The organism is Vibrio sp. OPT18, assembly GCF_015163615.1.
In the GTDB taxonomy this organism is placed as follows: Bacteria; Pseudomonadota; Gammaproteobacteria; order Enterobacterales; family Vibrionaceae; genus Vibrio; species Vibrio coralliirubri.
In genome coordinates this window covers 9,989-19,042 of sequence record NZ_JADDYK010000060.1, presented here as the reverse complement: position 1 = coordinate 19,042, position 9,054 = coordinate 9,989, and the positions used below count along the sequence as shown (strand labels likewise).

The 9,054-nt window shown below is 43.6% G+C and carries 8 protein-coding genes; 3 read left to right on the top strand and 5 right to left on the bottom strand.

Annotated features, from left to right (window positions below; genetic code table 11):
* Nucleotides 1-1,038 (top strand): flagellin (locus tag IQQ51_RS15095; protein ID WP_228012890.1); only part of this gene is annotated, 1,038 nt, incomplete at its 5' end.
* Between the two features lie 749 nt (nucleotides 1,039-1,787).
* Here IQQ51_RS15095 and crr read toward each other — a convergent pair.
* The 5 genes from crr to cysZ all read right to left on the bottom strand — a co-directional run bounded on the left by crr (nucleotide 1,788) and on the right by cysZ (nucleotide 6,776).
* Nucleotides 1,788-2,297 carry a PTS glucose transporter subunit IIA gene (gene crr / locus IQQ51_RS15090; protein WP_004737851.1) on the bottom strand — a complete coding sequence of 170 codons (510 nt, stop codon included), beginning with the start codon at nucleotides 2,295-2,297 and terminating at the stop codon, nucleotides 1,788-1,790.
* Nucleotides 2,298-2,403: 106 nt separating this feature from the next.
* The gene (gene ptsI, locus IQQ51_RS15085) at nucleotides 2,404-4,128 is read right to left on the bottom strand and encodes a phosphoenolpyruvate-protein phosphotransferase PtsI (RefSeq protein WP_193841507.1); all 1,725 of its coding nucleotides are present in this window, start codon (nucleotides 4,126-4,128) and stop codon (nucleotides 2,404-2,406) included.
* 136 nt (nucleotides 4,129-4,264) lie between these two features.
* The gene (locus tag IQQ51_RS15080; RefSeq protein WP_004734263.1) at nucleotides 4,265-4,522 is read right to left on the bottom strand and encodes an HPr family phosphocarrier protein; all 258 of its coding nucleotides are present in this window, start codon (nucleotides 4,520-4,522) and stop codon (nucleotides 4,265-4,267) included.
* Nucleotides 4,523-4,824: 302 nt separating this feature from the next.
* Nucleotides 4,825-5,793, bottom strand: a complete 969-nt coding sequence (gene cysK, locus IQQ51_RS15075; RefSeq protein ID WP_017061934.1) for a cysteine synthase A — start codon at nucleotides 5,791-5,793, stop codon at nucleotides 4,825-4,827.
* 224 nt (nucleotides 5,794-6,017) lie between these two features.
* Nucleotides 6,018-6,776, bottom strand: a complete 759-nt coding sequence (gene cysZ, locus IQQ51_RS15070; protein ID WP_193841506.1) for a sulfate transporter CysZ — start codon at nucleotides 6,774-6,776, stop codon at nucleotides 6,018-6,020.
* Nucleotides 6,777-7,005: 229 nt separating this feature from the next.
* Between cysZ and zipA the strand changes: the two genes are divergently transcribed.
* Both zipA and ligA read left to right on the top strand, forming a co-directional pair.
* A complete protein-coding gene (gene zipA, locus IQQ51_RS15065) occupies nucleotides 7,006-8,049 on the top strand; it encodes a cell division protein ZipA (protein ID WP_193841505.1) in 1,044 nt (347 codons plus the stop codon).
* A 92-nt stretch (nucleotides 8,050-8,141) separates the two neighbouring features.
* Nucleotides 8,142-9,054, top strand: a 913-nt coding sequence (gene ligA, locus IQQ51_RS15060; RefSeq protein ID WP_228012889.1) for an NAD-dependent DNA ligase LigA, incomplete at its 3' end; no start/stop codon positions are given.

The following is a 9,054-nucleotide window of genomic DNA, read 5'->3' as shown; positions in this document are numbered from 1 at the left end:
GCTTCAGGCTCAAAAATCAACAGCGCAAAAGATGACGCTGCGGGCCTACAAATCTCGAACCGTTTGAACGTTCAGAGCCGCGGCCTTGATGTTGCTGTGCGTAACGCGAACGACGGTATCTCAATTGCACAAACTGCTGAAGGTGCAATGAACGAGACGACTAACATCCTGCAACGTATGCGTGATTTGTCTCTACAATCTTCAAACGGCTCAAACTCAAAATCTGAGCGTGTAGCGATTCAAGAAGAAGTAACAGCACTGAACGACGAACTAAACCGTATCGCGGAAACAACGTCTTTTGGTGGTAACAAGCTGCTTAACGGTACTCATGGTACTAAATCATTCCAAATCGGTGCGGACAACGGTGAAGCGGTAATGCTTCAACTGAAAGACATGCGCTCTGATAACGCTCAAATGGGTGGTAAGAGCTACCAAACTGAGAACGCGAAAGACAAAGACTGGAACGTTCAAGCAGGCTCTAACGACCTGAAAATGTCGTTCACTGATAACTTCGGCCAAGCACAAGAAATCGACATCAGTGCAAAAGCGGGTGACGACATCGAAGAGCTAGCAACGTACATCAACGGTCAACAAGATTCTGTTAAAGCGTCTGTTACTGAAGACGGTAAGCTGCAAATGTTTACTGGTAACAACAAAGTTGAAGGCGAAGTGGCATTCTCTGGTAGCCTGGCTGGCGAACTAGGCATGCAACCTGGCAAAGACGTAACGGTTGATACTATCGACGTAACATCAGTTGGCGGCGCACAAGAGTCTGTAGCAGTTATCGATGCGGCACTTAAGTATGTAGATAGCCACCGTGCTGAGCTAGGTGCTTTCCAAAACCGTTTCGACCACGCTATCAGCAACTTAGACAACATTAACGAGAACGTTAATGCATCTAAGAGCCGTATTAAAGATACCGACTTCGCGAAAGAAACGACTCAGATGACTAAGTCTCAGATCCTTTCTCAAGCTTCAAGCTCGATTCTTGCTCAAGCGAAGCAAGCACCGAACTCGGCACTTAGCCTACTAGGTTAATCGATTAAAAAGCCACGTTGACCAATAGTGTTGACGTTAGGCTTCCACAAATTAGCTCGTGGTGAGAGATGAGCGCTAAACAGACCCAGCTTCGGCTGGGTTTTTTATTGCCCGTTATTTGGCGAGTATGTATTTAGAAAAGTGCAATGTTGGTAGGCAGGAGCAAAAGCGAGATTCCCTATCGCGTTCGTTCCTCACTGTAGGGAATTACGGGAATTGGGGTGTGGTGACTCTATAGCTAGCTGAATGGGCAAGGCTGGATCGAGTAAGTAATCACGCAGATTTAAACAATAGTTTTGAATCGTCATTCCAGAACCGAGTAGAACGAGGTATCAGGAATCTGCTTTTGGTCTGGAATTAAGTCAGATGTTAGGGCTCTTGTTGTGGTCGACAGACAATAAGCTAGATAAAGCTGATAACCTAGAGCATAGATGAGGAATCAATGATGATTGCCATCTCAGAATCGAACGGAATTAGATATCAAAGAACCGGTGCTTGTCGAAAATCATACTACGTGATCTAGCGTGTGGGATATGCGCTTATGGTGGCGTTTAACATGGTTTAATAACAAAGTAGGGTTATGTTGGGAATTTAGAATTGGGTATTAGTGTGGCTTATTGAGGGATTGTTTGCAGCAAGGTGAGGAGTAGTAATCAGAACTGTCTTATAAGGAACTTGAGCAAATATAGCAGGCACAAAAAACGCCACCCTTAGGTAGCGTTTTAATTAAAGCAGATAAGTAATCGAAATTACTTAGTTACTTTAAGAACTGGAGTTTCGCCAACAGTTACAGAACCAGAAAGCTTGTTCAGCTCCTTGATTTCGTCCATGTTAGAGATAACAACTGGAGTAAGCGTAGATTTCGCTTTCTCTTCTAGAAGCGCTAGGTCGAAAGTGATGATAGTGTCACCAGCTTTAACAGATTGACCTTCTTCAGCTACACGAGTGAAGCCTTCGCCTTTAAGTTCAACAGTATCGATACCGAAGTGAACGAAAAGCTCAACACCGTCGTCAGACTCGATAGAGAATGCGTGGTTAGTTTCGAAGATCTTACCGATAGTACCGTTAACTGGAGCTACCATTTTGTCGCCAGCTGGTTTGATAGCGATGCCGTCACCAACGATTTTTTCAGCGAAAACTACATCTGGCACGTCTTCGATGTTTACGATTTCACCAGAAAGAGGTGCGATGATTTCGATTGCACCAGCATCAGCGCTGTCATCAGATACAAGCTTTTTCAGTTTGTCAAACAGACCCATTGTGTCATGCTCCTAACGTTTAGTTTTATTCTGTAGAATATACTATACCAATCTAACAAATTAGACGACTATTTTTAGCCGTCTAACTTTATTAAGCATTTGGCGATTACTGAGTTTTCTCAGCGATGAATTTTTCTACGCAAGCTTCAATTTCTGCAGCTGTAGGTAGAGATAGTGCTTCGTCAGCCATAGCTTTAACTTCAGCGAAGTTAGAGTTACGGATTACTTTCTTCACTTTAGGGATAGAGATACCGCTCATAGAGAACTCATCTAGACCCATACCAAGAAGAAGTAGCGTTGCACGTTCATCACCAGCAAGCTCACCACACATACCAGTCCACTTACCTTCAGCGTGTGATGCGTCGATCACTTGCTTGATTACTGTAAGAACAGCAGGAGATAGTGGGTTGTATAGGTGAGAAATCATTTCGTTACCACGGTCTACCGCAAGAGTGTATTGCGTTAGGTCGTTAGTACCGATAGAGAAGAAAGATACTTCTTTCGCTAGGTGGTGTGCGATTGCAGCAGCTGCTGGAGTCTCAACCATTACGCCGATTTCGATTTCTTCATCGAAAGCTAGGCCTTCAGCGCGAAGTTCAACTTTGTACTCTTCGATTGCTTTTTTCAGTTCACGGATCTCTTCAACAGAAATGATCATTGGGAACATGATACGTAGTTTACCGTGTGCAGATGCACGTAGGATACCACGTAGTTGGTCACGTAGGATTTCACGACGATCCAAGCTGATACGTACTGCACGCCAGCCTAGGAAGGGGTTCATCTCTTGTGGAAGGTCCATGTATGGTAGGTCTTTATCGCCACCGATATCCATAGTACGGATAATCACTGACTCGCCTTCCATTGCTTCAGCTACTTCTTTGTAAGCAACGTATTGCTCTTCTTCAGTAGGAAGCGAGTCACGGTCCATAAATAGGAACTCAGTACGGTACAGACCAACGCCTTCACCGCCGTTACGCAGGATACCGTCACAGTCTTTTACTGTACCGATGTTGCCACAAACTTCTACACGGTGACCGTCTAGAGTTTCAGCATGTAAATCTTTTAGTTTTGCTAGTTCAACCGCTTCTGCTTCGAAATCTTCTTTGATTTTCTTAGCTTCTGCTAATTCAGCGTCTGAAGGGTTGATGATGATTTTGTTGTTCATCGCGTCTAGCACAAGCATGTCGCCGTTCTTAACTTGCTTAGTGATATCGTTAGTACCAACGATAGCTGGAAGCTCAAGAGAACGTGCCATGATTGAAGTATGAGATGTACGACCGCCGATGTCACAAGCGAAACCAAGAACGTAGTCTAGGTTGATTTGTGCAGTTTCAGATGGCGTTAGGTCGTAAGCAACTAGGATAACTTCTTCATTGATATCTGCTAGAGATACAATGTTGATGCCTAGAGCATTTTTAACGAAACGAGTACCGATATCACGGATATCAGTTGCACGTTCTTTTAGGTACTCATCATCAAGAGACTCCAGTGCAACAGCTTGCTCTTCGATCACAGTGTGGATCGCGTTGTCTGCGTGCATTTTGTCTTTCTTGATGAGTGCTAAAATCTCTTCTTCTAGCTCTTCATCTTCAAGCAGCATGATGTGGCCTTCAAAGATTGCTTCTTTTTCTTCGCCAAAAGTTTCAAGTGCTTTTTGCTTAACAACTTCAAGTTGCTGAGAAGATTTGTTACGAGCGTCAAAGAAACGCTGTACTTCTGCTTCAACTTGGTCGTCAGAGATAGATTGAGTGTTTAGGACAATTTCATCTTCTTGAAGTAGTAGTGCTTTACCGAAAGCAATACCAGGAGATGCTAGGATGCCTGAAATCATAGCCTTACCTTAGTTGTTCAACTGTAAACGGGAGAGTGTGTGACTTTAAGTCGTCGACTAATGTCGCGCTTATTCCTATCTATTTCGAACAAAGCCACTTTGCTATGCAAAATGGCTTTGAAAGAAGGAGACCGTATTAGTGTAGTTGATCCATAAGAGCAACTAGGTGGTCTACTGCTTGCTGAGCTTGAGGACCTTCAGCTGAAATAGTAACGTTAGTACCTTTTACTAGGCCTAAAGTTTGTAGTTTGAACAGGCTTTTCGCGCTAGCGCTTTTGCCGTTAGAAGTCACTGTGATGTCAGCGTCGAAAGATTTTGCTTCTTTAACGAACTGTGCAGCTGGACGAGTGTGAAGACCGTTTTCTGCTGTGATTTCTACTTGCTTCTCGTACATTTTATATACCCCAATTAATTTATTTTTTGTAAGTTTGTAACCAGATTAGCTTAACTGCTTTAGCCCAAATGCGCTAGAGGCTAGTACGCCATGTTCGTGTTAGAACTTAGACTGGTTATAAATTTTTATCCAGCCATGGTCGTCTTTTGTTGAGTACTCATGACTTTCAGAATTTGTTTATTGCTTCTTTTATTTTGAAGCGAAAAATAAAACAGACCCGATATTACCAAAGGTGGGGCAGGGATCAACAAAAAAGCCCCTAAACGGGGCTTTTTTGGACGAAAAATTGATTTGACCACATATTATTGTTGGTTCTCTTTTTCCGTAAAGATGCCAGCAAATAGGGCTGTGCTTAGGTAACGCTCACCAGAACTTGGCAGTACAGTAACGATAGTTTTTCCTGCAAATTCAGGTAGTTCGGCGATTCTGTTCGCTGCTACAACTGCCGCGCCAGATGAGATGCCTGCAAGAATACCTTCTTCTTTCATTAGGCGTTGAGCCATCTCAATAGCTTCTTCAGAAGTTACCGATTCAACACGGTCAATAATCTCTAAATCTAGGTTTCCAGGGATGAAACCTGCGCCGATACCTTGAATTTTGTGTGGAGCTGGTTTGATTTCTTCGCCAGCAAGTGCCTGTGCAATCACTGGAGACTCTGCGGGTTCAACCGCTACTGAAGTGATCGCTTTGCCTTTTTCACCTTTAATGTAACGACTTGTACCTGTGATAGTACCGCCTGTACCTACACCCGCGACAAACACATCGATTTCGCCGTCTGTTGCTTCCCAAATTTCAGGACCAGTCGTCTGTTCGTGAATCTGTGGGTTGGCTGGGTTGTTGAACTGTTGAAGTAGTAGGTACTTGTCTGGGTCTGAAGCAACAATCTCTTCTGCTTTAGCAATCGCGCCGTTCATGCCTTTTGGTGCTTCAGTTAGCACTAGGTTTGCGCCAAGCGCTTTAAGCAACTTACGACGTTCTAGGCTCATTGATTCAGGCATAGTGAGTGTTAGTTTGTAACCGCGTGCTGCTGCTACGAATGCAAGTGCAACACCTGTGTTACCACTGGTAGGCTCAACTAGCTCGATACCTGGCTTAAGCGTACCTGCTTTTTCTGCTTCCCAGATCATGTTTGAACCGATACGACACTTAACACTGAAGCTTGGGTTACGAGCTTCGATCTTAGCTAGGACGTTACCTTTGCTTACTTTGTTAAGGCGGACTAGAGGTGTGTTACCAATCGTTAGGGTGTTGTCTTCGTAGATCTTGCTCATGCGATATTCCTTCATTTAATGACAGAACTAAACGTAGTATATCAATCACTTTACCGTCTAGTGTCTTACGATGTTTATTCAGCTTGAATTTAGATTAAACAAGTTGAAAAAAAGGTAAAAGGATTAAAAAGTTATATCATATAGATATGTAGCAGAATTCACGCCTATCTATATTGAAATCAGAACTTCAAAAAGATAGGCGAGACTAGGGCGTGTAGGAAGGGTTATAGACGAGAACGCAGAGCTTGGTCTTTAAACTCAGCAACCCACATTGCCGTCGCGCCGCAAACGGCAACGGGCATTACGATCAGGTTTAGAATTGGAATTGTGGTGAACACAGAAACAAGCGCGCCAAAGCTGTAGCTCTTGCCTTGTTTTTGTTTCAAATTGTTTCTCATGTCATCAAACTTGATTTTATGGTTATCGAATGGGTAGTCGGCGTATTGGATCGCTAACATCCATGCTGTGAAAATGAACCATAAAAACGGTGCAACGGTTTGTCCTAGTGCTGGAATTAACAAAAGCAGGAATAAACCGATCGCTTTTGGCAGAATGTAGACAAGCTTGCGCCATTCTCTCGCTAATATACGTGGGGTATCTTTGAGAACATCAAGTAAACCATCGTCATTAACTTTTTCACCACTCAACAACTCTTCAACTTTTTCCGCGAGTAAACCGTTGAACGGTGCGGCAATAAAGTTAGCGAGCGTACTAAATAAATACGAGAACGTGGCCAAAACGGTTAACACAAGCAGTGGCCATAAAATGTATGACAACCACGACAAGAAACTTGGCAATGCACCAATCCAACCTTCAATCCAAGTGTTTAGGTTGGAGAAGATATAAAACAAGGCACCACCAACGAGTAACACGTTCGCGATAAGTGGCATTAGTACAAACTTACGAATGCTCGGTGATAAAGCGATTTTTATTCCGAAAATAAAATAGCCAAAGCCGGAGCGGGGAACAGATTCAATAGTCATATTTAAATTAGGTCACATGTGAATTTGGTTAAATAGCAAACATGTCTAGTGTACTCGACCGAAATTAAGAAAAAAAGCGTGGTGAAAATCACACCATGTAAGGAACTAATTGTATTAAGTTGTTCTAAAACAGTGGCTACTTTTGATAGAGTAGTGAGATTAGCCAAATTAACCCAACTTAGTGACAGCGTGTTTATAGCTAGTTGACTAAGAAAGCTGAGAGCGAAAAATGCAGGAATTGCGATTTGTACTCATTATTGTTGGCGCATTAGCTATCGCCGCATTATTGTTCCATGGTCTATGGACGAGTAAAAAAGAAGGGAAAGCAAAGTTTGGAGATAAGCCGCTCGGTAAGCTTGATAACGACAGCTTAGATGAAGCAGAAACTATCCCAAACCGTTCATTCGCCCCAGAAGATGATTTTGAGATAATCCGAAAAGAACGTAAAGAGCCGGATTTTGCTGTTTCACCCTCTGAGACTGATCCGCTGATCGACTCAGATCCGCTAACAGCGCCACAAGCGAAAGAAGCTTACGAAGATGACATCGAATTGAATGATCTTCCTTCTTTCAGCGTAGAAGACCCAATTAAGGTTGAAAGTGAACCTGAAGTGATTGAGGAAGAGAAGGTCGTTGAGCCTGAAGTTCCAAGCTTTGAGTTGACTGACGAGCAAAAAGAAAACCATGCCGGCTTTAAAGAGCAGTACGGTTCGTTTGAAGAACCTTCTGAGACAGTTGATGAGCCAGTCGTTCCAAACGAAACGCTTACTCAACGAGAGCCCGTTGTTGCGAAAGAAGTCGTGACTCCGCAAAGTGTGCCTGTTGAAGAAACTAAGCCAGATGAAGAACTTGGCTTAGAAGTTATCGTTCTTAATGTTCATTGTGCTGGAGAGATCCCATTCGTGGGTACTGAACTTTTCCGCAGCATGGAGAGCAACGGTTTAACTTATGGTGAGATGTCTATCTACCACTGCTTTACACAATCTACAGACGCTCCAAAGGTTATTTTCAGCGTAGCGAACATGATGCAACCGGGTACTTTAGAACATGACGACCCAGCTGATTTCACGACGAAAGGTATTTCGTTCTTTATGACGCTACCTTGTTACGGTCAAGCTGACCAAAACTTCAATGTGATGCTGAGTGCGGCGCAGAAAATTGCCGACGATATGGGCGGAAACGTGTTGGATGAGTCACGCAACTTAATGACACCAAACCGTTTATCTGATTACCGCAAGCAAATCAGAGACTTTATGACTGCATCGAATGCCTAGCCGTATTGTTTAGCCTTGTAAATAATCTATATTTATAGAAAAGGGCTCCTAAGGGAGCCCTTTTTGATATTTCAATCACGATAGAGAATGATATGAAAGAATCGATTCAAGTTACCTTAGAGCAGTTAAGAGAAACTCTGCATTATCACGCCGTTCGTTATTACGTAGAAGATAGCCCTGAGATCCCTGATGTCGAGTACGATCGCTTAATGCAACAATTGCTAAAGATCGAAGAAGAGAATCCAGAGCTAGTGACGGTAGATTCTCCGAGCCAACGCGTTGGTGGTCAGCCTCTCGATGGTTTCACTCAAGTGACTCATGAGATCCCAATGCTTTCTCTGGACAATGCTTTCTCTGATGAAGATTTGGATGCGTTCAATAAGCGAATGTCTGATAGAGCGCCAACCGCAAACCTGAAGACTTTCTGTTGTGAACCTAAGCTTGATGGCCTTGCAGTTAGCCTACTCTACGTGAATGGTACTTTAGTTCAGGCTGCGACACGTGGTGACGGTGCGACGGGTGAAAACATCACTGAAAACGTGCGTACGATCAGCTCTATTCCACTTAAGTTACAAGGTGAAGGCTGGCCGCAGCGTATTGAAGTTCGTGGCGAAGTGTTTATGCCAAAGGCGGGTTTCGATAAGTTGAATGAGATGGCGTTAAAGAAAGGCGAGAAAGTCTTTGTTAACCCACGTAATGCCGCCGCAGGTAGCCTGCGTCAGCTTGATTCTCGTATTACTGCGAAACGTCCGCTGGCTTTCTACGCATACAGTGTCGGTGTTGTACAAGGCGCTGAGCTATCAAATAGTCACTACCAACGCTTCTTACAGCTTAAAGGCTGGGGCTTACCTATGTGCCCTGAGACTAAGCAACTGACCTCTCTTGAAGACGTGAAAGCCTATTACCAAGATATTATGACTCGTCGTGATGCTCTGGCTTACGAGATTGATGGCGTTGTTATCAAAGTCGACGATATCGCGGCTCAAGAAGTGCTTGGCTTTGTTG

Excerpts from the sequence above, each read along its gene's own strand:
- crr (WP_004737851.1), bottom strand. The coding sequence starts at position 2,297 with ATGGGTCTGTTTGACAAACTGAAAAAGCTTGTATCTGATGACAGCGCT.
- ptsI (WP_193841507.1), bottom strand. The coding sequence starts at position 4,128 with ATGATTTCAGGCATCCTAGCATCTCCTGGTATTGCTTTCGGTAAAGCA.
- IQQ51_RS15080 (WP_004734263.1), bottom strand. The coding sequence starts at position 4,522 with ATGTACGAGAAGCAAGTAGAAATCACAGCAGAAAACGGTCTTCACACT.
- cysK (WP_017061934.1), bottom strand. The coding sequence starts at position 5,793 with ATGAGCAAGATCTACGAAGACAACACCCTAACGATTGGTAACACACCT.
- cysZ (WP_193841506.1), bottom strand. The coding sequence starts at position 6,776 with ATGACTATTGAATCTGTTCCCCGCTCCGGCTTTGGCTATTTTATTTTC.
- zipA (WP_193841505.1), top strand. The coding sequence starts at position 7,006 with ATGCAGGAATTGCGATTTGTACTCATTATTGTTGGCGCATTAGCTATC.